This window comes from Bifidobacterium sp. LH_558 (assembly GCF_056356295.1).
In genome coordinates, this window is the sequence record NZ_JBKETZ010000004.1 from 1 (window position 1) to 25,251 (window position 25,251).

Genomic DNA, 25,251 nt, shown 5'->3' on the forward strand with positions numbered 1-25,251 from the left:
CATAAGGCAAGCATCCCCGCGAACGACGCGGGCCGCGCGGGATTTCGCGCTCATTATTTATGACGAACGGAATCCAATTTCGCGCTCAAACATTACGACGAACGTCGATCAGTGCGCAGGGGTACCCCCGTCGCGTATACTGTATAGCCGGCGGGACGTTCCCCACACGGGCGCGTCTTAGGTGTTTGAAGATGCCTTGAAAAGGGTTGCTTGAGAGGCGCTCCGGAATCGCATCTTGAAAGGAAACATGCGAGCGGTACTTGAGCGCGAACGCACGGGTGGGTGCGGAGATGAAGTGGAGGGACAGAAGGGCCATGGGTGTGAATGCTGGACGGGTGCGGACGTCTGCGGGCGGCCGCGCCGATTCTCCCCGTTTGGTTGAGCAATTGAATGATATTCGCCAGCAGCAGTTGTCCCATGTCTTGTATTGGCGTTTCTATGTGAATCTGGCGCTTTTGCTGGTCGATGCGGCCATGTTCATCATCGCCGGTGCCACCGCGCTGCTCGTGTTGGAGCACTCCTACTTCCTGGTGTCCAATCGGTTCGGCTTCCGCATGGGCATGACCTCGTATCTGTGCATCGCCGCGGTGCTGTATGTGTTCTGCCTGCGGCGAGCGGGCATCTATCACCGCCATGTGATGGGCGACGGCTACCAGATCAACACGCTGCTGTTCAAGGGGGCGGCGGAGTGTTGGGTGCTGCTGTGCGCTCTGAATTTCGTGTTGGGATTGAGTCTGCGGCTGAACGCATTGACCGGCATGATCGTCGCCGCATGGCTGTTGACCGCGCTCTGCCGCGCCGCCTCCCGTGTGTTCATCACCCGCGAGCGGCGCAAGCGCGAATATGCGTATGGCACCGTGGTGGTCGGCTCCCCTGAGGGCATCGGTCGTACGCTGAAATTCCTGGCCCGCCGCCAGCAGCTGAATTATCGTCCCTTGGCCGTGTGCCCGATTCGTTTCGACGAGGCGAAAGGTGTGGTCGAGCCTGAAACGAATCTCGAGTCGTTGAATGACGAGATGACGGCCAACTGGGGTTCCGCGCTCCCGGTGCTGGAATACGATGACCATCATCTGGCCGAGCGCGTGGTGGACATGCAGGCGCAAACGGTGATGATCTCCGACGTGTTCAAGCGTTATTCCGACAACTACAACATCTTCTCCGTGCGTATGGAATCGCTTGGCCTCGAGGTGGCGATGGTGGCTTCCGCCGCCGATACCAGCGGCCATGAGATCACGATTCGTTCAATCCAAGGCACCACGATCATCACGCAGCGCCTAGCCCAGTATTCGCCCGCGCATCGCATCATCAAGCGCACGTTCGACCTGGTGGTGAGCTCGTTGGCGATCGTCTGCTCGCTGATCGTCACCATACCTGTGGCGATCGCCATCAAGCTGACGGACGGCGGCCCTGTGTTCTACACGCAGACGCGCATCGGTCTGCGCGGCAAACCGTTCCAGATGATCAAGTTCCGTTCCATGGTGATTAACGCGGACGAGCTGAAGGCGAAGCTCGCCGAGGAGACCGGCCAGGAGAATCGTTTCATTTTCAAGATGAAGGACGATCCGCGCATCACCAAGGTGGGCAAATTCATCCGTCGTTTCTCGATCGACGAGCTGCCGCAGTTCCTCAATGCGTTCAAGGGCGATATGTCTGTGGTGGGGCCGCGCCCGCCGCTGCCCGAGGAATACGCCCGCTACAACCGCCTGTACGCCACCCGTATGCTCGTCAAGCCGGGTATCACCGGCCCGTGGCAGGTCTCCGGCCGATCCGACCTTTCCGCTGAGGAAAGCGAGTCGCTGGATGTGAGTTATGTGCAGAACTGGAGCGTGCTGGGCGACATCGTGCTCATGCTGCGCACGGTCGGCGCCGTTCTGAGGCATAAAGGCGCGTACTAAAAGGCAGACCGCAGCCGCTTCCAGTGTGATCGCCCGCGCCCAGTTTCGTAAAACGTTGCGTTTCACGTCCTAAAAAGGCTGTAAAACGTTACGAAAAACGTTGCAGAAAACGTTACGAAAAACGTTGCATGTGGTGTTTCAATGTTCATCAAGTCTCGCCCGAGGCTGACTACGATGATTCACTCGGTTGGTCTCAGCGCCCTGCGGTAGCCGGTGTCGAGACCAACCATCATGCCTGCGCGGAGCGTCGCAGAACCAGTGTGGCCGCATGCTGTTGCACCCACTCCCTGAGGTATGGGATGGTGAAATCGACATAGCCGTATGAGGTTGGGTATATGATGCCGGCCTGGATGAGCCGTTCGCGGTAGCGCCCGGCATACTGCAAGTCCCGGCCCATGCGCTTGGCTACGTCGCCGGTGCGTGAAGGCCCGTCGTCCTGCGCCATGGCAAGCAGATACGTGCGATCAACGTCGGACAGGTCCTCGACGGCGGGCTCATGCACGGTGCCGCCAAGACGGATGCGTGCGGATTCGATGCCGGAGCGAGCTGCTGCGAGATCGATATGATTGTCTTTGGCACGACGCCAGATGTTGTATCCGACCAGTTGGATCATGAACGGGTATCCATAGGTGGCGGCGGTTGCCGCGTCGAGTGCGTCCTGATCGATGGTGTAATCATGGGCACTTAGGATGCTGGCGAGGGAGTTTCTCACCAAATCAAGCGGAATATCTGTGAGATTGACCGGTGTGGCTCGCCGTAGGAACGTCGTGACTTCGTCATGCAGGAGAAACGAACTCATCCCCGGTAGTCCTGCAAAGGCGACGGCAATATTTCGGTCCTCGCGAATGAGATGCTGCACCGCTGTGGCCAACGAGCGTAACGCCTGTGGGTCGGCTCCTTGCGTTTCGTCCAGTGTGATGAGCAGACCTCGGTCGGGATGATGCTTAGCGATGCGTTCCAGACATTCGGTGAGGGTCCGTCGAATGGTCAATGGTAGGGTGGCCCTGTTAAATTCGACGCTGCCTAGATCAATACTGCCGATACCATCGACGCCGAGGCTTGGCAGGTCAATTGATTTAACAGTCTTGCGCTGTTGCGCCTCATCGAGGGCGAAGATAATCTGATTGACAAAACCTGGGGTGGCGGTCTCGTCAAGTACCTGCCAATTGTGAATGCGTGCTCGTTCACCTAGGGCATTGAGCAAAACGGTTTTGCCTGAGCCTCGGCTGCCGGTGATGCGCAACAGGCGGCTGGGGGAGCCGGGCCCGGAGATGAGCGATTCTTCGAATTCGTCAAGAACCTCTTCTCGTCCAAGCAGTTCCGGTGGATTCGCTCCTGCTGAGGGTCGGAACGGATTGATGGTGACGGACATTCCGTTGACCTCCTTTCTGGCTCGGATTGATTCAGTGCCTTGTGGTCATCTGTCGCTGCGAAGGGCATGAGTTTGTTGCCGTTGGCGCGTATGCTTTTTGCCTAATTCATATCTTTGTTTATCTTTTCATATCTTTGTTTATCTTTTCATATCTTTGTTTAAGTTTTTCTATCTTTTCATATCCCTGGCGCTACCCGATTACTGCCCTGCTTTCGCATCTCTACGGAAAGAGGTGTTTTTTGTGTTTTCCTATTCAAAGCGCGATATCGAAGGCAATCCAGATAGCGCCGGAAGGTTTGCGCACTTAGGTCATTGCCTGTCCGTGGCGCGATGGTCAGTTCGCTGTCTGTAGGCTGTCGTTGAGTCGGGACTTCTTCCTCTCGAAGGCTCAAATCAGAAAGTACGCAGGAGGCGGGGTGTCGACCGCAGTTGCTTCTAGTGTGATTGCTCACGTCCAGTTTTGTAAAACGTTGCGTTTCACGCCCTAAGAAAGCCGTAAAACGTTGCAGAAAACGTTACGAAAAACGTTGCATGTGATATGCTTCAAAGAAGGTATTTCGTTGCATAAGGAGGTGGAACATGTTGAATCGCAAGGCGTGGAAGCGTTTGGAGGATTGGAAACAAGCCGGTGCACGCAAGGCTCTGATGATTACTGGCGCGCGTCAAATCGGTAAAACCACGTTGGTCCGCATGTTCGCCGAGCAGCGGTACGAACGGTTCGCGGAGCTTAACTTTCTCGAAGGCGGCAACGACGCATCCTCTATATTCGACGGTGCCTTGGATGCCGATACCATCATCGCCAATCTCACCGCATATCTGAAGACGCCTCTGAAGCCGGGGCATACGCTGATACTGCTTGATGAGATTCAAGAATGCCCGCAGGCTCGCACCGCCATCAAATTCCTCGTCGAGGATGGCAGGTTCGACTATGTGGAGACGGGGTCATTGCTTGGCGTGAGAGCCAAACAAGTCCCGTCATATCCAGTGGGTTTTGAAGAGCAGATGCGCATGTATCCGTTGGATTTCGAGGAATTCTGTCTGGCCAACGGTGTGCAGCAATCCACCATCGATATGCTGCATGATTGTTTTGAGAACAAGAGGCCGGTTAGCGCTGCCGTGCATGACACGATGATGCGGCTGTTCCAAACCTATGTTGTTGTAGGGGGCATGCCGGAGGTGGTGCAGCGCTATGTGGACACGCATGATATTGCGCAGGTGATTGATCTACAGTCCGACCTGCTGGCGCTGTACCGTCTCGACATCGCCAAATACGCCGACTCCAAAGACAAAGCGAAGGCTCGTGAGATTTTTGATGCGATCCCTTCTCAGCTGGATGACAAGAACCGACGTTTTGTGCTTGCGGATTTGAGCAAAACCGCTCGTCAAAATCGTTATGCCAGCAGTTTTCTCTGGCTTGCGGATGCGGGTGTGGCTTTGCCTTGTTATAACGTCAATGCGCCGGTTCCGCCCTTGGAGAGCAGCGGCAACCACAGTCTGTTCAAGCTGTTCTTGAACGATACGGGGTTGTTGTGTGCGGATTCCATGGGCAACATCCAATACGATCTGCTTCAAGGGCGGCTGGAGGTCAATATGGGCTCGGTCGCGGAGAATGTGGTGGCGCAGGAGCTTCGCGCGCATGGATTCGACCTGCACTATTTCAATACCAATCGCCTGGGGGAAGTGGATTTCGTGGTGCAGGATGGCGCAACGGTAATTCCCATTGAGGTGAAATCGGGCAATGATTGGAAGAGGCATAAGGCGTTGGATAACATGCTGGCGGTTCCTGATTGGCGTTTGAGCGATGCCTATGTGCTCTGCAAGGGCAACATCGAACAGGATGGCGCGATCACGTATGTGCCGCTGTATATGAGTATGTTCATCAAGCCTCGCCCGAGGCCGACCACGATGATTCACTCGGTTGATCTCAGCGCCTTGTAGTAGCCGGTGCCGAAATCAACCGCCATACTTGGGTGGATTGTCGCAAGACCAGTGTGGCCGCATGCTGTTGCGGTAGTGCGCAAGCCTTCGGGCTCTGCCCGGTCTGATCGCTATCCCTACTTTCTTTCGTGCCCTCACGGACAAAGGCGATATTTTCGTGTATGGACAAGCCTCCTTTGACTTGTATTTTCGTGTATGGACAGGCCACTTTTGACTTGTATTTTCGTGTATGAACTGGTCTCTTTTAACTTGTATTTTCGTGTATGACCGACGTGTAGTCAGCTTGTATTTTCGTGTTTTTCTATTCAAAGCGCGATGTCGAAGACCGTCCAGATAACGCCCGAAGGTTTGTCGCTTGGGTCATCGCACGTCCGTAGCGCGATGATCGGTTCGCTGCCTTTGGGTTATCGTCGAGTCGGGACATGTCCTCTCTCGAAGGCTCAAATCAGAAAGCACGCAGAAAACCGGGCGTTATCGTGATTCCGCTCTCGTGAGCTTGCAGTCGTGCTGAATCTGTTGCTGCCCGAGCCCGGGCGGCAGGATGAGGCGGGGGAGTCGGATATGGTTGCTACTGCCGGTGTGAAGACGTTTTCATCGGCGGCGCCGGGCAGTGTGCCCATGCCTGTGGCTGGCGCCCTTGCTAAGGAGGCCTTGTGATGTTTGCCTATAAAGGTGATGTTCTGCGCACGCCCACTCCGGATCGCTTCGAAGTGTTCGAAGACGGGTACGTACTGGTCGATGACGAGGGCAAGGTCATCGATGTCGTCGGCTCCCTGCCGAAAGCGTATGCCGATGCCAATCCCACAATCGTGGACCGCAGCGGCTGCCTGATCATCCCCGGTTTCAACGACCTGCACGTCCACGCGCCGCAGTATCCGCTTGCCGGCCTTGGCTACGACTATGAGCTGCTTCCTTGGCTGGAGCGGTACACGTTCCCCGCCGAATCCAAGTACGCGGATTTGACGGTGGCCGACCACTGGTATCGCAGATTCATCAACGCGATGTGGCGTGCAGGTACATTGCGTTTCAGCGCTTTCGCCACGCTTCATAACGAATCCACGCTGCGGCTGATGGAGCTCTGCCAACAGTCCGGTTTGAAGCCTGTGGTCGGCAAGGTGAATATGGACCGCAACGCTCCCGACTGCCTTGTCGAAAGCACGCAGGCGAGTCTCGCCGGCACTGAGGAGCTGATCAGAAAATCGCGTGAGCTCACGCCGGATGTGGGTTTCATCGTCACACCGCGTTTCGTCCCCTCCACCACGGAGTCGCTGATGGAGGGACTGGGGGAGCTGGTGGAGCGGTATCGTCTGCCGGTGCAGTCCCACTTGGATGAGAACCGTGGCGAGATTGCGTGGGTGAGTGAGCTTCATCCGGATATTCCGTCGTATGCCGAGGTGTATGAGCGGTACGGTCTAATGCCGCAGGACCGCACGATTATGGCGCATTGCGTATGGCTGACGGACCGTGAACGCGATATGCTGCGGGAACGTGGGGTGTGGCTTGCGCATTGCGCGCAGTCCAATCTGGATCTGTCCAGCGGAATTATGCCGGTGCGCCGCAATCTGGACGCGGGGTTGAAGGTGTGCGTGGCGAGTGACGTGGCCGGCGGTCACGAGCCGGATATGAACCGGCATATCGTCATGTCGATCGAAGCGTCCAAAGCGAAGACCTTCGAGACCGGCTATGAGCGGGACAGGCCGTTGCGTTTGCCTGAAGCGTTCCATATGGCGACCAAGGTTCCGGGCTCGTTCTTCGGCAAGGTCGGATCGTTCGAACCTGGGTATGAGTTCGACGCGCTGGTGGTGCGCGAGGATGAGAGTCCGTTGGATCTCTCACCCCAGGAGCGTTTGGAACGCTTTATCTACGCCGGCGGTGATCGCGACATCAAGGAGCGCTACGTCAGTGGTTGCCTGATTCCTCAGCCGTTTGAGGATGAGCGATAGGGGTTGTGGGCGTTTTCTTGGAGATTGGATTCCTTGTTCAATCTCCAAGAAAACATCCGCTTCCCTTTATCGCAGTCGTTCAAGAGTGGTGTAGCAGCGGAGTAGCGCACGGAACAACGGTGCGCAACGCAAGAGCATGAGCGATTCGATTTTCTTGCGAAGAGGAAGATATCTCAAAAAAATCGAGGAATGCGAATAGCAGCTTGATTGTGCCATCTGAACATACGGCTCAAGTCGGGCAAGGTCATAGCTCCCTCGGATATATGCCTCGTACACATGGACCAAGTCAAACATCAGCTCTGAAAAAGCGATACAGGCTAAATGATCGTCATAGTGCCTTGCGATGAAATCAAATCGTTCTTGCGCTGCCAATATTTCGTCATAGAATCGTTTCTCATCTTTTCTGCTTTGAACGGACTGCTCGCGCCGACACCATGTATACATTTCTTGCGCTGTGAAAACGACGCGATTCGCTTTGGCGAAACATCGATAACTCGTGGCTGCGTCCTCGACAACGCGCCCTTCGGGAAACCTCAGGCCTTGGAATATCTCACTTCTGTATAAACGCGCCCAGACATTGGAGGACGTTCCTTCATTCTTCAGCAACAGTTCCATGGCTTGATAATTGTTAAGAACCGCCATATCCGGTCCGTTCTTAAAACAATGCGCGTCAGGGTGAGTACTTACAGTGGCATCGCAACAGACGATATCTGCATTGTTGATTAATGCGAGGCGGACAAGTTCGTTAATTGCCTCAGGGCTGTACTTGTCATCACTGTCGCAGAAGACGATATAGTCGCCGGCAGCCTTGTCAAGACCGAGGTTTCTTGCTGAGCTTGCACCACCGTTGTCTTTATGGAAGACTTTGATTCGAGGGTCTTTGTTCTGCCAGCTACTTGCCACAGATAAAGTATCGTCTGTGGACCCGTCGTCGACCAGGATAATTTCCATTTCACGGTATGACTGATTCATGAAACTCTGAAGCGGGATATGGAGGTAAGCCGCAGAGTTGTGCATGGGCACGATAATACTTACCAGAGGATTTGACATATTGGTTCTCTTCGCTTGTTTTAGTCTAAATCAGCGTAATGAATCAAGTCCGCGCAAGCTGTAGCGAAGAGCTCGCAGCCTGAAAGCAGGATTCTTGGCGTGCAATAAACAGCTTTTCCATGTGCTGTCACAGGCAGTTTTCATGGTCATGAATTCTTCGGCGAATTCGTTGCGCACGGCTGTTTCGGCGGTCAAATACTTCTGCATCATACCGGTATATGAGATGAATTCGAATACATCAAGAGGATACTCAAAGCCTTCGTCTTTAGTCCATTCGCGTACATATTGAACCTGCTTGAGTATCTCTAGATCCCTTGCCCTGAAACCCTGCCCGTGTTGGGTCAACGAATCTTGTCGAATGCGGTAATAATAGATTGGTTTGTCGGTGAAAGCCACGCCTCGTTTCGCGTTGTACAAAGCGCGATAGCTGAATACGCCATCGTCTCCGCATGACATGTCTTCTGGGTCCCAAACGTCCTTGAGCACTTCCTTGCGAAATAATTTACCCCACGGATATCCATATAGCGTGTGGAGGTTCAAGTGCTCTGTTACCGCTTGGTTGTGTGAATATCGCCCTTTGGAGAAGCGAAAACGTTTTTGCTGGATATTGCCGTCGCAATCAGTCCAATAGCCGCAATACGCAATATCGGTTTGCGAGTCCATGAGGAGAGTCAGGCTGTCCTGCAGTGCGCAAGGTGCTAGGTAATCATCGCTGTCCGCCAGCATAAGATAATCGCCTTGAGCTTCTCGTAGTCCGCGGTTACGAGCTTTGGCCACGCCCATGTTGGTGGGTTGTTCTAAGACATGAATCCTTTGATCTTCTTGGGCATAGCGCTGGCAGATCTCTATAGATGAATCAGTGGGTTTATCCGTAACTAGAAGTAACTCAAAATCAGAATATGTCTGGTTGGTTACACTCAATATGAACTGATCAAGATAAGAAGAGACATTATAGACAGGTGCAATAATAGAAATTGTCATTATTACCTCAGTTCATATGATTTTATTACAGTTGAATATTTCTTAAGAAGATATTTATTAACTAATTTGTCGCGTTGATATTCGCAAAATAAAGAAAAAGGTGTTGTGTGGCGATGTGATAAAAAAATAAATATGTTAAGCACTGGTATTCTAATTCCCCATTTCCTTACTCGTGTAATTTTAAAGTTGTTCTTTAAAGCAGAAAAAAATTTACTACAGTAATGAAATAAACTATTCAATTCCCTGTTCCTTTAGTAGATGTCCGTACAATGTAAGATTTCCGTGAATATATACAGGAAAATCCTGCTTGTAAGTCAACTTAAAACATCCGTCATTTCTTTCGAGCTTTTCTCGAGTGTCTGAGTTTAAAATCGATGCCATTCGTCGCTCAAAAAAATCTGCAGGAAATGTCATTCTCGGACATTTGTCAAATGCTTCATGAATGGATTTATTGGTGTTGTAACCCAGATACATAATGTTATCGGTGATTAGATATGCAATTAAATCATCCTCATGCATCCAGTAATCAATCCAAAAATCAGTCAACAGTCCAAAAAGCGAAAAGTTGCGCTGCCCCCCAATGAGTGACATAAGCCATCGATTAGTTATACGCTTTGATTCTGGTGCTTCCCTTGCAAACGTGAACAGCTCTTTCTCAAACCAATCTTGTTGCAAAGGTTTGTTGAAGTACATGGATGCGTCACTCCATATACCACCATGGTTACGAAGTAGCGAAAACCTCAACAGATCGGAATAGTGGGCTGCAGGGATAATGCCTTTGCGGTATTTATCGACAATCTTCCCCGGCCAATCGATGTAATCGTCCAAGTTTTTGTCAGTTATGGAAATAACCTGTGCCGAACATGCATCTGCTGCATGCAATAGGCTTGAATGGCACATTTGTATTATCTTTGGGGCTTTGTCGAAGCCTTGCCACCAGGCCGTATAAACGTTGTTCACTATCGACTCCTCATTTTGTCAGGCCAGCGATTACCCGCAATAACAGATGTCGTTTGGTTGCGACTTCGTAAATTGATACGGAAGAAACAAATGTCAAAATTCCAATACAGATTTCCGCCAGCACCTGGATTCCAGCGGCAAATGAAAACATGGAAGCAAACAGTCTGACGGTTAGCAGCATAAATGCGCCACAACACAGGTATGGCAATGTTCCCACCAGTGGTCTGATGATCGGCACCTCACCACGAATAAATAATGTCTGAGCGATGCTCATCACCGCCTCGGCACAAATGGTGGAAGTGACTGCGCCCATAGCTCCGAATCTTGGTACTAGGAGAACGCAGAATACCGTTAGTGAACCAAGTCCGATTAGGAAAGCGACCATGTACTGGTTATCCTTGCCAGTGGGCAATAGATACTGGTTGCGAATCACTTCGCCCACGGTCCAGAACGGAATGCTAATAGCGAAGCCAGTCATCAGTGGTGAGCAGGCGTCGAAGCCTTGTCCCCAGAACCAGGGTGCGAATTCCGGTGCGACAGCAGAGATGCCGAATGCGACGGCGTAGGACATGGCCATACATACTGTGAACGATTCGACGAACCTGCTCCGCACTTGCTGGTGTTTGCCTTCCGCATGTAATCTGGCAATGTTGGGACACATCACTGTTCCAAGTGAGGAAATGATGGTTTTAGGCAGTGTCGCTTTGGATGATAATTCCATGTATCCAACATCGGATTTGCTGAACAGTGAGCCGACCATGAGCTTGCCGATATTGTTGTAAACACCTTCCGCCACCACAGGCACCATCAGTTTAAACATGCCTCGATAATGTCTCAGGCAGTCCGAAACAGATGGTCTGACGAAGGAAACATAGCGTCGGCCATACCATAGAGCAATAGAACGTGCGACTAGGCTGGAGCAACACATGAATGCAACGTACAGCATGAGATCCGATGGGTGGCGGATAAAGAGCACAATTAGTATGAACGTGACAATTTTTACCGTTGTGTCCCGAGTCACTAGTGGTCTCATATTCTCCATGCCGACAAAGAGAAAAGCGTTATCAATCATGTTTCCAACGATTGATAGGCCTTGTATCACAAAAATCCATGGATGATTTCCATATAGCAAAGGTATGAGCGCGAAATATACTGTTGCTACAAGGATTCCATTTATTAAATGTGCGGTAAATATATCGGAAAATGTTTGGTTCAACAGGTTCTGATCCGATTTTGCTTTCGCGATTTCACGCATTCCATACCGATATGAGCCTAACTCAGCAACCATGACGAACAGAGCGACAATCGCATAACTGTATGAATAAACGCCTAAGCTATCTGCTCCCAGTCGGCGGGAAAGTAGGGGTGAAGTCACAAGAGGTAGCAGTAGCTCTAAAATCTTATATGCTGAGGCATAGAAAAAATTTTTCTTAATACTTGCCAATGTTCCTAACCTCTGAATTAAGCGTGTGACTATTTGTTTGTTGCCGTAGGCTTCGCGCTTGGGGATATGAGGAAAGCAGCAAGCAGTTTATCCACATCCATAGAGGTGCAATATCTAAATCTGGTACTGCAATGAACATACAAGCAAAAGCGCATAACACGGAAAGTCGAAGAGCAAAATTGACTATTCCGATTTTTGTTGCACCTCGACGAATAAATAATGGAATGCATATCGCTGCAATTAGTATAATCACAGCTGCCATGCCGACAATTCCTTGTTCTGCCAATACCGTCAAATGAAAAGAACTTGCACGTGATTGTTTATACCCAACGCCAAAGAATGGGGATGATTCAAACATGCGTAACGCAGCTGCGTTCCAACTGTTTCTCGCGTTAGCCGATCCGGATGTTCCTTTATTGAAGATTACTTCACCGAGGATGTCGCTGAAAAACCTGAACATGATGAGAGAAGTGATTGCGCCAATTGCAATTAGGGATACTTTCCGGTTTGTTCCTGGTGCGACAAGCACAAACAGCACGCCAATGATAGCCAATGATCCATACGCTGTTGATGAAAAAGTTAGAAGAATCTCTAGCAATATAACCGAAATCAACAGGTTTTTATGTCGAAAAGAACGCTGAGTGCAGAGGAAGAAATAGAATGCTCCAACGATGAAACAAGCATAATACGATGGTTCTTGATATGTTGATAGAATTCTGAAATAACCTGTCCGATAGTAATAAGTCACATCGCCATGGTCGTTATAAAGCAGCTCATTAACCAAGGTCAGATGGGGGACCAAACCTGACGTAATTGCTAATTGCAGTACTCCGACCGCAAGAAGGAATACTGTGATGTAGAGGACCATTTTGAAAACGAATTGGTTGTCCACAAGACTAGATACTGAGCTCATGGCCCACGCACATGCTATATAGGTGCAAAGCTGTAAGATACGCAGTTTGTAGGATAACGGCTGGTCTGCTACGGCATCTTCGTTGGTGTACAAGGAAAGGAAAACAGCAAGCAATACCACTATGGTGCCGATGCGGATGGTTCTCATCGCACGCCTAGGGCGCCATCTACCAAGTCGTAGGATGAGAACTCGTATTACGAACATGGCTGAGGTGATGATTTGCGGGCCGATACCGGTTCCAGCTAATGCAATGACGTTATTGCACTGAAAAACCGATCCCAGAATCGTCATAACTATCAAGGGCCGTATGTCTTTCAAGCAGAAGGCAAAGACGGCAATTGAAAGCCATATCATGCCGAATATTGTCATCGCTTTATAACTCCTGCCCGTTGTTGCCGTTTTCGGTCAACTGATACGCTTCCTCAAGAATTCGTCTGGTCTTTGAGATGTCGTATTCGCTGAAAGCATGTGCTTGAATACATCTCTCTGTTTGCGTCTTCAAAAGCTCGTCTACTTTGTTTGCCCATTCCAATGCGGATTGTGCCGGATCTTCGAATTGGCAATTCTCGGAGCACTTCACAGCCTCAGGAGCTTTCGAAGAAATCAACGCAGGCAAACCAGTAGCCTGAGCCTCGATAATGACCGTGCCGAAGCCTTCCCACAATGAAGGGAACACGAAGCAGTCCATAGCTTGCAGCCAACGTGGTATATCGTTGCGTATTCCGAGGAAGAAAACGCAACTGCTTAGCCCAAGGTTCTTCGCCTTGGCCTGGATGGCAGCGCGTTTCGCTCCAATGCCAATGAAGACAAGCGCGGCATCACGATTATGCTGGCTGCGATAGGTTTGAAATACATCCAGCACGAACGTCTGATTCTTCTGATTGTTGAAGTTGCCGATATGCCCCATCAACATTGTGTGATCTTGAATGCCCAGCTGGCTGCGGCATTCCGCTCGGGCTGCCTGATCGAATCGGTACAGGTTGAGATTTAACGCATTTGGCAGCACAGTGAAACCGTTTTGGCCGAACAGCCATTCCCCAGCCTGCTGCGAGCAGGCAAAGGCTTTAGTGTACGATGCTCGGAACAGCGGACCAAGGACCTTATGCAACTGCATGTGACCACTAAGCGAATTGTGACAATGGGCAATACGTATGGGAATCCGGCACATTGCACCGCATAAGAGTTCCAATGCCATTGTGGCGCTATTGCCGTGAACATGAAGCACATCGTAGACATTTCGGCGCATCAGGCGTCGGAGCTTGAACAGGTATGCTGTAGTCGCTGTTTTACGGTCTGGGAATTCGATCAGATTACAACCGATATCTCGGAATTGTTGCAGCATATTCTCGTCACGAACCCCAGTTATAACGATGTCTACACCAGTTTGAGGGAAGTCACTGATGACTTCCCTCAAGTAACTCAGCATATGTGTGGTGATACCACCAACGCCCATGCCAGCAGTGTTGATGATAAGAATTCGTGTCATACTGTTACCTCGCGAAGCGCCGGTTCTGGAGCGGACCACGCCTCAACTGGAGCTTTTAGCCCATCACGAGTTCCTCTGACGATGGCGCGGATTACTTGCCATTTATGCTGAGCACGGAGGATAGAAGGCAACGTGATATTGACTAAGAATCCAAGGTAGCCTTTGCAGTTGTAGCTGTCATAGCCAACGCTGCGATATCGTCGCAGTTTTCTGTTCGTGTATATGATATTGCGGTGCGTGTAGTACATCCGCATCGGGCTGACCTGTTTGCGATATGAGAACTTTGCTAAATTTGGCACATGCAGTAACCAGCTTGCCGTCAGCCAGAAATGCTGCTGTCTAGGTGATTTAGGTTCGATCACGCCAAATTCCTGATCAAGCACCCAATCATTAAGTCGAATCATCTGGTATCCGGCGGAATCCAGGCGAGCGCAAAACTCATTATCGACTAAATCGATGAATAGCCATTCGTCGAAGCCGCCGACTGACTGCCATGCGGCTATGGAAGTGCAGCTTGCCGAGGTGATCGCTCGTGTGACCTCTGTTTCGTCTTGCGTCTGATCGGCTTTCATGAAAGGGCGACGCCTATCCACAAATTGTGGGCATACCAAGGCAAGATGATTGTCGCCAGAGTCGATTCTTTTAGAAAAAGCTGCAACTAGGCCGTCTGGTATCAGCGAATCTTGATCCATGGTAAGCACCCAATCATGTCCGTCATTGAGGGCATGCCGCATCAATTCGTTTAAGGCTCGTCCCATCCCTACATTGCGGTGTTCCGTCATATACACTGCGTTCATGGGCAGTTCGACCTGAACAGGTTCGACGGAGTTGTCGAATATGTACAGCACAGGTACTTGTGCTGCGGTTAGTGCCAAGCACTTGCTAGTGCGCTCAAGATTGCTCGGGTTGTAAAGCACAACCCCTGCTACGATATCAGCCATATTGGTTACTTCTCTCGCTTTTTTGCCGAGCCCTGATTACTCAACGGCATCCCAGAAAGCTCTGAGATGATTCCCGCCATTGGTATGGATGACTTCACCGGAGATACATTGCGAAGCATCACTCAGCAGGAAACACGCAACTTCTGCCACCTCACTCGGTAGGAATACTCTGCCGGAGGCGCACTTGCGGCTCAAATTCCCATCGGAAACATCCGCGTATTCTTTCGTCATATCGGTAGCAGTCACACCTGGAGCGATGGCATTTACGCGAATACCTTGCTGATATACCCGGCGGCTCAGTGCTCTAGTCAGAGTGTTAATCGCAGCCTTAGTCATGCCGTAAGGAATGTCGTAGCATTGATCAGCGGATTCGGAAGAGATAAACAATAGCTGACCGTCGTTATCTTTGTGTGTCAGTTTGTATTCGAGGAAGGCTTGGGCTAAGAAATAAGCTGCTCTGAGGTTTGTATTGAACTGCTTGTCAAAACCGTCAATCGTGACATTGGAAAAAACGTTCTCGTGCAAAGACACACCGGCGTTGCTGACAAAACAATCGATTTGCCCTCCAAGCTCGCGGCTGCATTGCTCAATGAATCGCTTAGCATCAGTTACATCTGTCACGTCGAATACGGTGTACGAGCACTGTGAGCCGAGAGCTTTTGCGGACTGACGTAGTTTATCCTCGTTCCGTCCAGTGATGTGCACTCTAGCGCCCTCTGCGATAAACTTGCGAGCCATAGCCAGTCCGAGACCTGTTCCCCCGCCTGTAATGACGATGGTCTTCCCCGCAAGAGTTGATCCATAGGATATTTGTGCGATGTTGACGGTGACATTGGCTTCCGGCTGAGAAGCCAGTATGAATTTCGCCGCCTTTCGAATCAGCTGCTTCATCCCCATGTGAATCATCCAATCCCGAACGAGCGTGCGATTTTCTGAGCCTGCTCTTGTCCTATGGTTCGTTTGATGAGTTCTTTGCTATTTCTAATGAGTTCGGACTTGGCATCCCGAGGTCGGTTTAGATCAAAGAAGTCATAGATAACTTCGGAGTCATGGCGCATTTCGGTAAATACTTCAAGGAACACCGGACGTTCCGAATCGGTCCGCATGAATTCAGGAAGAACCTGGCGCAGCGACTCCTTATCATGCGCGGCAAGGTATACGAAGTTATTTGATCGAACCCAACCTTCAGCCTTGGTGTGGTGTCGTGCAGTGGTATGCAGATCGCTGGCTTCGTCCTTCCACATGTGATTGAAATAGAATTCCGATCCGCCCTCATTGTTAATCAACAGAATATGAACGTTTTTGCCAATATGGCGCAGCCTCGTAGCGTTCATATCGTAGAAAAAGGCTAAATCGCCTATCACCAAATAACTTTGCTTATCGGGTGAGGCTGCCGCCTGCCCGAGGAACGACGATAGGCATCCGTCGATTCCATGCGTGCCGATGTTTGCATAGACCTTGATGTCAGGATTTAGCTTAAAGAAGTTTGTGATGCGGATGCTGTCATTAATGCTTAGATGCAGTAATGATCCGCTGGGAATTTGCGTGACGACCTGCTCCACAGCGTAGGCGTGAGAGTAAGGGAAAACAGGCGGCTCAATAGTGTCGAGATATGCTCGCCATTGATTGTAGTAGTGTCGGTCGTTACCTGTTGTTCCACTGGTTACGTTAACGCATTGCTCAAAGAAATGCTCCGGCGTGCATTCAAAAATAGTGGTCAGACTCTTATACATATCGACCACGCGGCCGTCTTCTTGAATAGACCAGTGCTCAAACTGTCCAGCGAATTTGCGTAGCTGCTCCTTAATCCCAGACATTACGTTGCCTCCAAGGGAAATCACGATGTCCGGCAACAGCTCAGCGTCTTTCTTCTTTGTGGTGAAACGCGCGTCCATGCATACCGATGTATTGATACTTCCTTCGATATCCAGATTGGACATATGTTCAACTGCTATAGCGGCATTGAACCGCTCGAAGAATGCTTGTAGAGATTCACGCAGGCATTCCGATGGAACACTCTGTTGTCCGCATATGACTAGGATGCGCTTCGCTTGCTGTAGGCGTTGGATGTAAGGATCCCAGCTTGTCTGGCAGTCAGTTGCCTCGATTCGCTCGATCTTAGTTACTTCAGGCAACTTTTTCACATTGAAAGAGTTGTTATAAGACTTCATCGGAACATTAACGTGGACCGGACCTTTTCCGTGATGGTCCAGTTCCAAGAAAGCCTCATTCACCAGACGCTGACAGAAAATCTCATCGTCGTGATCATGGATGATGGGTAGATTTACCGACTTGCGCACATGACGATCAAACATGCCGACTTGGTCAATCATCTGATCTTCCCATTGTCCCAGCATTGCCGGATCACGGTCACTGGTCATCACAACCAGCGGCACGCCCTGGTAAAAGGCTTCAGCGACAGGTGGCCAATAGTTGCATGTCGCTGTTGAAGAAGTGCAAGAGATGACCACGGGCTCATTGAGCTCTTGGGCAAGTCCGAGCGCGAAATATCCAGCACTGCGTTCATCAACAACGGAATAACAGGTGAAAAAAGGGTCTTTCTCTATGGAATGTACAAACGGCACGTTTCTGCTGCCTGCAGACAGCACACAATGGCGGATTCCCCATTTTTTCATCAACGCAATAATGATTTGATAGGACTTCAGCTCCGTGTACATATTATTTTCCCTCTTTTGCGTTGAATGCTTCAGCATGACTTTTTTCACTCTCGCAGGCATCAGCTGGAATGCACGAACTGAGATACTCGAACGTGCGTTGACGCTGATCGGAGATGATGGCATCTGTAGCATCGAAGTTGGTAGGCTGCTCCAACAGCTGCTTGACGTTTGCGACGTCGTAGGTTGCACGCGAGGCCAAGTTGAGACGTCCCAACAAATCGGTCAGCTTTTCTTCGTTTCCGTAGCTGGTTCCCACGCTTTTGCGCACTAAGGTCGCGAATGGGCGATGCGTGATGACGGAGAAGATCGTGCCGTGGAACGTATCGGTGATGACGGCCTCTGCGTTCTTGAAATATGCCAGTACTTCGAATGGCGAACAGTCGATGAAACGGTCGGCGCAAGGTTGAGCTCCACCGATCGCATAGACTTTCAAGCCGCGTTGTTTTGCATACTCCGCAATCCATCGTCCTTCCGGCTCTGTGATGCGGTTGGAATAGGCATAGAGAATCAGATACTTCTCGTCGGTACGCAGAGCTGGGATACGGTCACACTTGCCCATGTAGTCGTAAGCCAATACTGGGTCGAGATGATATTCAGGCGTCGAGCCGGTCAGGGCATCCACGATTGCACCGGAATTGGCATCGCGTACGGACACGGCATCAATTGCGCGCAGGTAGCTGGCAATTTCGTCGGTTTTGCCGTATCGCTCCAACTTCTCCAATGTGGTGTTACCGAAAGACGCTGCGTAAGTGATAACACGCTTCGCTTGGCTGTTTGCACCGAATAGCTCTGGTGAGAATCCGACATTCGTGTTCTTCTGGATGCAGTTGAACACCTCGTCGCTGCCGATGACCAAACAGTCGAGTTGCGGATTGTAATTCGGCTGTTCGGGCACTCCAAGCAAAGGCATGTAGCGTTGCGCAAAGTTTTTCTTATGCCGAATGAACGCAAGCTTCTGCGATAGCGGCGCCTTCCCGCCTAAAGCGGCCAAGCCCTTCTTCACCACACGTGCCAGACGTCCGTCGCTTTCCGAAGCGTCTCGAATCACTGGCGAGCATACGTGGTAATCCACGAACTGCACGTCATGACCGAGTTCTTCCAGCATTGTCCGTAACGCGTACGCTTGCAGAAACGAACCGTAATTTGCGATTCTCTGCATTGACATAATTCCTATATTCGCCACAGGTTAGGCCTCCTTTGTGGGGATCAGATCCGTGACCAGAGATTCAAAATGCTGACAGAATTCGTTGTTGTGGGAGAGTCGTTCAGCTGACATGCCTGCCACCAGTCGGTCATAGTTTTGGATGGCGTTGGCGAGTTCGTTCTTGTCGCTGGCGATGATGATGTTGTCGAAGCGTTCGGCAACATCATGCGCAAAATCGACCTGATGGTCGTTGACGTGCTCGCCGTATTCCACTCGACGGGGTACGACAATCGGGATTTTGCCGATCTGCAACGGTGCAAGGAAGCTGGACGGGCCTCCATGGGTGATGACAATCCTTGCGTCGTGGAAGCGCTGCTGCATTTCCTGATACGGCAGCAGCTTCGACCACTCGCTGTGCTGGGGAGTGTAGGTGCTGAAACCGGTCTGGATAAATACCGGCTCATCCGACGCGATAACACCGTCACCTTTTAGCTCGTCTACGGCCTGAACCAGACGGTCAAAGGGTTGCTCATGAGTGCCAACTGTTACGAATATCATCTATCCCAACCTTCAGAAGATGCTGCCCAGACAAACCGATTTGGGATACACTCGCCTCATCTCTTCCCACTGCACCACGAAGCGATCCGTGACCGGGCTGACCAGTCGACCGGTCATCGTGGGCTTGTCGATGCGATCGAAGACCTCGACGTAGATAGTTTTCGCGCCAAAAAGTTTGCCAAGCCAGAAAAACGGGACGGCGACTGCAGCACCGGACGAAACGATAAGGTCAGGCTTTTCTTTGCGAAGCACCCGCCAAGCGACTCCGATATTGCGAATCAGGTTCTTCAAATTGCGGTTCGTCGGGTAATAGCAAGAGTAGACCTGCTCATCCTGCAGGAGGCTACGCGCGTCCTCCTTATTGAAGGTGACCCAGAAACGATCCTTGCTCTGCCAGAACGGCTTAAGCATGTAAAGATGCGTCAGATGACCGCCGCTGGAACCTACCAGGCACACCTTCACCGACTCAACTCATTTCCGGCGTGAAAGGAGTTAACGACATAGCGGCCGTTATCGGACGAAGAGAACTGTCTGGAGTATGCAAGACATCGGAGATGACGCCTTTTTGCTCGTTGATGACAATCATTACGTGTCTTGTGAAGACTTTCAAATCATCGAAGAGGGTATATCGACGCCGTACCCCCTTATGTCTATAGTTACCTGTAGTTTGTTGGAATGATTGGGATAATCATGGCTGAGGAAGGGTGGATTGTGAGCAGCTTGATACTGACCGATAACGGCCGTTATGTTACCGTGACATCGCCAGCCGCGTCTTCCTCGGAGATTCGATGAAGATCGCGTTCATTGGGCACAAGCGCATTCCTTCCCGCGAGGGCGGCATCGAGATTGTGGTGGATGAGCTGTCCACGCGTATGGCCGCGCGCGGTGAGCAAGTGGTTGCATACAACCGAAGAGGACATAATGTTGCCGGCGCACAGTACGACAATTCAGCCAATCGCGATGATGCTCCTTACGTATATAAAGGAGTGAAGGTCGTACCCGTCACCACCATTGATGCCAAAGGACTAGCCGCGCTGACTTCATCGTTCTTTGCCACCCTGAAGGCGATCAAAGCCCGCCCGGATGTGATTCACTATCATGCCGAGGGGCCCTGTGTGCCGTTGCGCCTGGCTCATTGGGCAGGCATCCGCACCGTGGCCACGATCCATGGTCTTGACTGGCAACGTGCCAAGTGGGGCAGGTTCGCGTCCTCCTATCTGAAGTTGGGTGAACGCACCGCCGCGAAGTACGCGGACGAAGTCATCGTGCTGAGCCGCAACGTACAGCGATATTTTAAGGATACGTATGGTCGTGATGTGCGATTCATCCCCAACGGCATCGAACGCCATCAGCCCGTACCAGCGAAGGAGATCTCCGAGCGCTATGGCTTGGGTAAAGACGACTACGTGTTGTTCCTAGGCCGCATTGTTCCGGAGAAGGGCGTGCACTACTTGGTCGAAGCGTTCAAACAACTCGACACCGACAAGAAGCTGGTCATCGCCGGGGGATCCTCGGATTCCGCCGACTACTATGAGCAGGTCAAAGCCGTAGCGGCCAAGGATCCTCGCATCGTTCTCACCGGTTTCATCGAAGGACGGATGCTGGAGGAGCTGTACAGCAACGCGTACCTCTATGTATTACCCAGCGATCTTGAAGGAATGCCGATGAGCTTGTTGGAGGCCATGAGCTACGGCAACGCATGCCTCACCTCGGATATCCCCGAATGCGTCGAAGTGGTGGATGGCCATGCGGTTACGTTCCGCCACGGCGATGTCGACGACTTGCGCGACCAGCTGGCAGCCCTGTTTGCGGATCCCGCCCGCATAAACGAGCTGAAGGCCAAAGCCGCGGATTACATCACCGACAAGTACGACTGGAGCCAAGTGGTGGAACAGACGCTCGCCTTGTATCGAGGTGAGGCGTAGCCGATGCGGATTCTTCTAGTAAATAAGTATTTCTACCGTAAAGGCGGAGCCGAGACATATTTCTTCGCATTGGCTGAAGGACTGCAAGCGCTTGGTCATGAAGTCGCGTTCTTCTCCATGCAGCATCCGAATAACGAGGCCAACTATTGGAGCAAGTACTTCGTTTCCGAAAAAGATTACGTGGGCAAGATTTCCGCGTTCCGACAGATTGAGGAAGCTACGACCCTTATCTATTCCTTTGAGGCCAGGCGGAAGTTTGAAGCGCTGTTGGAAGAATTCAAACCGGACGTGATTCATCTAAACAACGTGCACCGCCAGCTGACGTTGTCGATCCTGGACGCCCCGTATTTGAAACGACATCATGTGCCTGTGGTCTACACCGCGCACGATTACATCTTGCTCTGCCCCGCCTACACGATGGTGAACGGGCACGGCGAGGTGTGCGACTTGTGCTTGGATCGTCGGTTTAAGCATGCCTTGGACAATACCTGTGTCAAGGAGTCCAAAGCGAAAAGCGCTCTGGCCATGATGGAGGCCGAATTCCTCAAATGGCACAAGAGCTACGACAAGATTGATTTGATTATTGCCCCCTCCGAGTTCATGAAACGTAAACTCGAAGAAGGCGGGTACGCCGGCCGTGTCGTTGCCATGCAGAACTTCCTGACCACCAGTCAGATGGAAATGGCCCAGAAGGTGGCCAACACCCACAAGTTCGAGGACGAAGCAGCCGGACAACACCCCTACTTCCTGTTCTTCGGACGCCTCAGCAAGGGAAAAGGCATCCTCACACTCGTGCAGGCCTTCCTCAAAGCCGCAGGATTGCAGCCCGTTCCAGCGTCTTCTTCGTCATCTCGAGCGGAGCGAAGTGAAGTCGAGGGATCCCATCCCGTGCTCCCCTCCAACTGGAACCTGCACATCGTCGGCGACGGCTCCGAACGCCAGACCATCGAACAGATGATCAACTCCGCAGGTCCCGAAGCCCAATCCCGCATCAAACTCCTGGGCTATAAAACCGGCGAGGACCTCCAATACGAGGTCGGCAACGCCCGATTTTCCGTGCTTTGCTCAGAATGGCGTGAGAATATGCCTTATTCCGGGCTTGAGTCGTTGGCTGCCCAAACACCGGTAATCGGAGCGGATATCGGCGGAATCCCCGAGCTCGTGGAAGAAGACCGTACTGGATTTTCCTTCAAATCCGGCAGTGCCGACGATCTTGCCAGCAAAATTCACCAAAGCACACGCATCAACAAGACAAGATATAAAGCTATCCAGTGGCATTGCAATGAATATATTGATGAACACTGCCAGCAACAAATATATGTGGAGGCTTTAGAGAGACTCTATGCCGATACTCGAAGCAGAAGCTTAGAAAAGGACATTTTGTCATGACCCGACGAGGCAAACTTCATTCATTGGCTTTTTTTGGCACTGCCAACATCTTTGCGCAGTTAACCATCGTTTTCTTTGTCATTACTTTCGCGCTAAAGGCTTTCACAGACGGTATATTCGTCACCTTGAACATGAAGGGCGCCATTACTGATTCTAAATATCTCACTATGGGCGGAGTTATTTTCTTTGGAATCTGCTACATGGCAAGCCAGAAATCCTACATGACGTTTTGGCGGGAAACAAAACAGTTGCTGTTTGTATTTCTGACTTTTTTGATGTTGACTTGTGCGCTCATTCTTTACCGTGGAGAATTTGCAACATGGCAAATTCGAGACTTGCTGAATCTATTGACTCCAATCCTATTTGCCTATGTGTCATTGAATGTGATGAACTTCTCTCAGCTCCTGTCTGGGATGAAGGTAACACTTATCATGTCTTTCATCGGATATCTCATTCAACTTGCTCTTCGCGGTGTTTCATGGGCAGATGTGTGGCAGAGCAGCTTTACAGAGTCCACATCTCCTCTAGAATCGAATGATTTCGCGGCCCTTGCAATCGCACTGTGCTTCTTCTTCTGTTTCTATCGTTCATCACAGTTCTATACGATTCTTTCAGTTGTATTCGCTGTGGCAACGTTCAAACGTCTAGCAATCATCTTCGCTATCATCGCTTTTTTGTTACCAACGATTTGTAACATGAATAAGAAACTGCCGAAGTCCAGTGGTTTCGTTTTTAAATTACTTTTCTTTGCCCTAGCTATGACGTACTTTTATCTCTTAACAACAGCTGCGTCTACAATTGTGGTGTTCGGCAAAAATTTGAATGAGCTCACTATGGGACGAGCAAATTTTCTTCAAACACTTCTATCTAATGGATATCAATCATTCGGGTACGGCTCCGTCGAGGCGACACGTGGAGCAAGTATTGAGATGTGTCTTGTACGCATATCCTTGGAGCTATCCCCGTTGGCGACCTTTCTGTTTATCAATAACTACTGGAATCTGACTCGTAACAATAGATACTGCGCTTTGATAATGACATTTCATCTATTGAATCTCACCACTGCCGATTCCATCAGTTCAATGTTCGGTTGGGCAGTGACATACATCACGATTGGACTAATTAATATGGGACACCGGCAGGAGGAACATTTTGTTCGGATCGCTCGAAACGCATAATTCGATGAAAACCTTCGCTCTCAAACTCTTATAACCACCATAAACATAGAGAAGAAACTATGAGAATCTTCATCATCGCTTGCAGTGAAAGCAAATATGTTCCTGATGTCATTAATTCAAATCGTCTTCTAAAGATATGTTTCCGAGTTTATCACCGTCTCTTTGTCACAAAAACAACGAAACTGATCACTCTCGCATTACAGCAGAATCGAAATCTCAGTATGAAAAACGACAATAGCGGGCGATTGCTTCCTATCGCTTAATCTTAGCGACGATCTGTGATTCTTACGGAGGAAATATATGGCAACAAATCCTTTGGTGAGCATTATTATTCCGGTATATAACACCGAGGAATCCTACTTATGTGATTGTCTATCACCGTTCATAAAACACAGAGAACCTCGTATCGAGATTATTATTGTCGATGATGGATCTCGAACTGAGACCAATACTGTGCTACATAAGCTTACAGAAAAAAGTCCGAATACAATCCACATCATTCGACGTGACAATGGTGGACAAAACGCGGCACGCAATACCGGCATCGAAATGGCAGCCGGTGAATATATTGAGTTTCTTGACAGCGATGACTACATCGATTGGGACTCCCAGTTGAAAGTACTCGATGCTATTGAACAGGAGAAACCAGATATATTAGGCATCAATGTCATTCGCGTAACTTCCAATGGTACTGCAATAGGTAGATGGGAACTCACCGACAATGGACTTCCATTGCATTACATTGACAAGGCTGTATTGTTGTGTAATTGCTCTGCCCTTTGGCAACAGCTCATACGACGTGACTTGTTTTCAAAATCGTCAGCGCGCTTATCTCAAGGCATTTATATAGGGGAAGATCTCGCATCAATTGCGCCACTGATTATGCTTGTAGATCGGGTGGCAACAATGGGTGTGCCACTCTACTACTGCAGAATGCGATCAACAAGTATCACGCATGAAATAAAACCCGAAAGACTGATGGATATCGTCAAGGCGTTTCAATCAATACTGACATGGATGCAAAACAATGACGCAATGGCATATAGGCCCTATATCGAATATCTAGCCATCAAACACATACAATTTGCAGGAGTGGCTCGAGCAGTCGAATGGGAAGGGCCTTCAGCACCTTCTGCGCCATTACTCATTATGGAGATGAACAATATGTTCCCCAATTGGAGAAAGAACCAGATATTTCAAAATGACGCACGGATGCGCAAGATTAACTATCGCCTAGTTCTTTCTGGACATTATGCCTTATATGACTTTCTAAGACGAGCCAAACATCACAAGCAAAAACTATTTAGTAAAACAAAAACAGTGATCACTTCACGCTTATCGAAACCATCATCAACTCTAGATGATTGAAATAACAAAATATTCTTGCAGTCATAAAACATTTAAACTATATAGATATACTCTACAAAATAACATCTGTAATATATATCACATATAT

General features: G+C 50.2%; 20 protein-coding genes. 7 read left to right on the forward strand and 13 right to left on the reverse strand.

Annotated features, from left to right (window positions below):
• Nucleotides 1–314 precede the first annotated feature (314 nt).
• Nucleotides 315–1,895 carry a sugar transferase gene (locus AC1AV0_RS06320; protein WP_476572240.1) on the forward strand — a complete coding sequence of 527 codons (1,581 nt, stop codon included), beginning with the start codon at nucleotides 315–317 and terminating at the stop codon, nucleotides 1,893–1,895.
• 229 nt (nucleotides 1,896–2,124) lie between these two features.
• On the opposite strand, the gene AC1AV0_RS06325 is transcribed toward AC1AV0_RS06320, so the two are convergent.
• Nucleotides 2,125–3,267, reverse strand: coding sequence for an ATP-binding protein (locus AC1AV0_RS06325; protein WP_476572242.1), 1,143 nt, complete (start codon nucleotides 3,265–3,267; stop codon nucleotides 2,125–2,127).
• A 579-nt stretch (nucleotides 3,268–3,846) separates the two neighbouring features.
• Here AC1AV0_RS06325 and AC1AV0_RS06330 point away from each other — a divergent pair.
• Nucleotides 3,847–5,205: an ATP-binding protein gene (locus AC1AV0_RS06330; protein ID WP_476572245.1), complete on the forward strand. Its 1,359-nt coding sequence runs from the start codon at nucleotides 3,847–3,849 to the stop codon at nucleotides 5,203–5,205.
• 656 nt (nucleotides 5,206–5,861) lie between these two features.
• Nucleotides 5,862–7,148 (forward strand): amidohydrolase family protein, encoded by a 1,287-nt coding sequence (locus AC1AV0_RS06335; RefSeq protein WP_476572247.1) that lies wholly within the window; start codon nucleotides 5,862–5,864, stop codon nucleotides 7,146–7,148.
• A 66-nt stretch (nucleotides 7,149–7,214) separates the two neighbouring features.
• Here the strand turns inward: AC1AV0_RS06335 and AC1AV0_RS06340 are convergent, their stop codons facing one another.
• From AC1AV0_RS06340 to pssD, 12 genes are all read right to left on the reverse strand, one after another.
• The gene (locus AC1AV0_RS06340) at nucleotides 7,215–8,198 is read right to left on the reverse strand and encodes a glycosyltransferase family 2 protein (RefSeq protein WP_476572249.1); all 984 of its coding nucleotides are present in this window, start codon (nucleotides 8,196–8,198) and stop codon (nucleotides 7,215–7,217) included.
• A gap of 30 nt (nucleotides 8,199–8,228) precedes the next feature.
• A complete protein-coding gene (locus tag AC1AV0_RS06345; RefSeq protein ID WP_476572251.1) occupies nucleotides 8,229–9,179 on the reverse strand; it encodes a glycosyltransferase family 2 protein in 951 nt (316 codons plus the stop codon).
• 231 nt (nucleotides 9,180–9,410) lie between these two features.
• Nucleotides 9,411–10,139, reverse strand: a complete 729-nt coding sequence (locus AC1AV0_RS06350) for a capsular polysaccharide synthesis protein (RefSeq protein WP_476572253.1) — start codon at nucleotides 10,137–10,139, stop codon at nucleotides 9,411–9,413.
• 10 nt (nucleotides 10,140–10,149) lie between these two features.
• On the reverse strand, nucleotides 10,150–11,583 hold the full coding sequence (locus tag AC1AV0_RS06355; RefSeq protein WP_476572255.1) for an oligosaccharide flippase family protein: 1,434 nt from the start codon (nucleotides 11,581–11,583) through the stop codon (nucleotides 10,150–10,152).
• The gene (locus tag AC1AV0_RS06360) at nucleotides 11,570–12,865 is read right to left on the reverse strand and encodes a hypothetical protein (protein ID WP_476572257.1); all 1,296 of its coding nucleotides are present in this window, start codon (nucleotides 12,863–12,865) and stop codon (nucleotides 11,570–11,572) included. Before AC1AV0_RS06360 ends, AC1AV0_RS06355 begins: the two co-directional genes overlap by 14 nt.
• A gap of 4 nt (nucleotides 12,866–12,869) precedes the next feature.
• Nucleotides 12,870–13,982 carry a glycosyltransferase gene (locus tag AC1AV0_RS06365; RefSeq protein ID WP_476572259.1) on the reverse strand — a complete coding sequence of 371 codons (1,113 nt, stop codon included), beginning with the start codon at nucleotides 13,980–13,982 and terminating at the stop codon, nucleotides 12,870–12,872.
• Nucleotides 13,979–14,923, reverse strand: coding sequence for a glycosyltransferase (locus tag AC1AV0_RS06370; RefSeq protein WP_476572262.1), 945 nt, complete (start codon nucleotides 14,921–14,923; stop codon nucleotides 13,979–13,981). Before AC1AV0_RS06370 ends, AC1AV0_RS06365 begins: the two co-directional genes overlap by 4 nt.
• A 36-nt stretch (nucleotides 14,924–14,959) precedes the next feature.
• Nucleotides 14,960–15,820, reverse strand: a complete 861-nt coding sequence (locus AC1AV0_RS06375; protein ID WP_476572265.1) for an SDR family NAD(P)-dependent oxidoreductase — start codon at nucleotides 15,818–15,820, stop codon at nucleotides 14,960–14,962.
• Between the two features lie 5 nt (nucleotides 15,821–15,825).
• Complete coding sequence (gene menD / locus AC1AV0_RS06380) at nucleotides 15,826–17,601, reverse strand: 2-succinyl-5-enolpyruvyl-6-hydroxy-3-cyclohexene-1-carboxylic-acid synthase (protein ID WP_476572270.1); 1,776 nt, start codon at nucleotides 17,599–17,601, stop codon at nucleotides 15,826–15,828.
• 1 nt (nucleotide 17,602) lies between these two features.
• The gene (locus AC1AV0_RS06385; protein WP_476572273.1) at nucleotides 17,603–18,760 is read right to left on the reverse strand and encodes a polysaccharide pyruvyl transferase family protein; all 1,158 of its coding nucleotides are present in this window, start codon (nucleotides 18,758–18,760) and stop codon (nucleotides 17,603–17,605) included.
• 27 nt (nucleotides 18,761–18,787) lie between these two features.
• Nucleotides 18,788–19,303 (reverse strand): glycosyltransferase, encoded by a 516-nt coding sequence (locus AC1AV0_RS06390; protein WP_476572275.1) that lies wholly within the window; start codon nucleotides 19,301–19,303, stop codon nucleotides 18,788–18,790.
• Nucleotides 19,304–19,315: 12 nt separating this feature from the next.
• Entirely contained in the window at nucleotides 19,316–19,765 is a 450-nt protein-coding gene (gene pssD, locus AC1AV0_RS06395) for a PssD/Cps14F family polysaccharide biosynthesis glycosyltransferase (protein ID WP_476572277.1), read from the reverse strand.
• A 326-nt stretch (nucleotides 19,766–20,091) separates the two neighbouring features.
• Here pssD and AC1AV0_RS06400 point away from each other — a divergent pair, with 326 nt between their 5' ends.
• The 4 genes from AC1AV0_RS06400 to AC1AV0_RS06415 all read left to right on the forward strand — a co-directional run bounded on the left by AC1AV0_RS06400 (nucleotide 20,092) and on the right by AC1AV0_RS06415 (nucleotide 25,163).
• Nucleotides 20,092–21,228 (forward strand): glycosyltransferase family 4 protein, encoded by a 1,137-nt coding sequence (locus AC1AV0_RS06400; protein ID WP_476572279.1) that lies wholly within the window; start codon nucleotides 20,092–20,094, stop codon nucleotides 21,226–21,228.
• 3 nt (nucleotides 21,229–21,231) lie between these two features.
• A complete protein-coding gene (locus AC1AV0_RS06405; protein WP_476572281.1) occupies nucleotides 21,232–22,617 on the forward strand; it encodes a glycosyltransferase in 1,386 nt (461 codons plus the stop codon).
• The gene (locus AC1AV0_RS06410; RefSeq protein WP_476572283.1) at nucleotides 22,614–23,795 is read left to right on the forward strand and encodes a hypothetical protein; all 1,182 of its coding nucleotides are present in this window, start codon (nucleotides 22,614–22,616) and stop codon (nucleotides 23,793–23,795) included. Before AC1AV0_RS06405 ends, AC1AV0_RS06410 begins: the two co-directional genes overlap by 4 nt.
• Nucleotides 23,796–24,095: 300 nt before the next feature.
• Nucleotides 24,096–25,163: a glycosyltransferase family 2 protein gene (locus AC1AV0_RS06415; RefSeq protein WP_476572285.1), complete on the forward strand. Its 1,068-nt coding sequence runs from the start codon at nucleotides 24,096–24,098 to the stop codon at nucleotides 25,161–25,163.
• The last annotated feature ends 88 nt before the right edge of the window (nucleotides 25,164–25,251 follow it).

What these genes read in the sequence shown, in the direction of transcription:
- AC1AV0_RS06370 (WP_476572262.1), bottom strand. Translation starts at nt 14,923, where the DNA reads ATGGCTGATATCGTAGCAGGGGTTGTGCTTTACAACCCGAGCAATCTT.
- AC1AV0_RS06345 (WP_476572251.1), bottom strand. Translation starts at nt 9,179, where the DNA reads ATGACAATTTCTATTATTGCACCTGTCTATAATGTCTCTTCTTATCTT.
- AC1AV0_RS06335 (WP_476572247.1), top strand. Translation starts at nt 5,862, where the DNA reads ATGTTTGCCTATAAAGGTGATGTTCTGCGCACGCCCACTCCGGATCGC.
- AC1AV0_RS06415 (WP_476572285.1), top strand. Translation starts at nt 24,096, where the DNA reads ATGGCAACAAATCCTTTGGTGAGCATTATTATTCCGGTATATAACACC.
- AC1AV0_RS06340 (WP_476572249.1), bottom strand. Translation starts at nt 8,198, where the DNA reads ATGTCAAATCCTCTGGTAAGTATTATCGTGCCCATGCACAACTCTGCG.
- AC1AV0_RS06410 (WP_476572283.1), top strand. Translation starts at nt 22,614, where the DNA reads ATGACCCGACGAGGCAAACTTCATTCATTGGCTTTTTTTGGCACTGCC.
- AC1AV0_RS06320 (WP_476572240.1), top strand. Translation starts at nt 315, where the DNA reads ATGGGTGTGAATGCTGGACGGGTGCGGACGTCTGCGGGCGGCCGCGCC.
- menD (WP_476572270.1), bottom strand. Translation starts at nt 17,601, where the DNA reads ATGTACACGGAGCTGAAGTCCTATCAAATCATTATTGCGTTGATGAAA.
- AC1AV0_RS06375 (WP_476572265.1), bottom strand. Translation starts at nt 15,820, where the DNA reads ATGGGGATGAAGCAGCTGATTCGAAAGGCGGCGAAATTCATACTGGCT.
- AC1AV0_RS06360 (WP_476572257.1), bottom strand. Translation starts at nt 12,865, where the DNA reads ATGACAATATTCGGCATGATATGGCTTTCAATTGCCGTCTTTGCCTTC.
- AC1AV0_RS06390 (WP_476572275.1), bottom strand. Translation starts at nt 19,303, where the DNA reads ATGATATTCGTAACAGTTGGCACTCATGAGCAACCCTTTGACCGTCTG.
- AC1AV0_RS06405 (WP_476572281.1), top strand. Translation starts at nt 21,232, where the DNA reads ATGCGGATTCTTCTAGTAAATAAGTATTTCTACCGTAAAGGCGGAGCC.
- AC1AV0_RS06330 (WP_476572245.1), top strand. Translation starts at nt 3,847, where the DNA reads ATGTTGAATCGCAAGGCGTGGAAGCGTTTGGAGGATTGGAAACAAGCC.
- AC1AV0_RS06385 (WP_476572273.1), bottom strand. Translation starts at nt 18,760, where the DNA reads ATGCAGAGAATCGCAAATTACGGTTCGTTTCTGCAAGCGTACGCGTTA.
- AC1AV0_RS06400 (WP_476572279.1), top strand. Translation starts at nt 20,092, where the DNA reads ATGAAGATCGCGTTCATTGGGCACAAGCGCATTCCTTCCCGCGAGGGC.
- AC1AV0_RS06325 (WP_476572242.1), bottom strand. Translation starts at nt 3,267, where the DNA reads ATGTCCGTCACCATCAATCCGTTCCGACCCTCAGCAGGAGCGAATCCA.
- AC1AV0_RS06365 (WP_476572259.1), bottom strand. Translation starts at nt 13,982, where the DNA reads ATGACACGAATTCTTATCATCAACACTGCTGGCATGGGCGTTGGTGGT.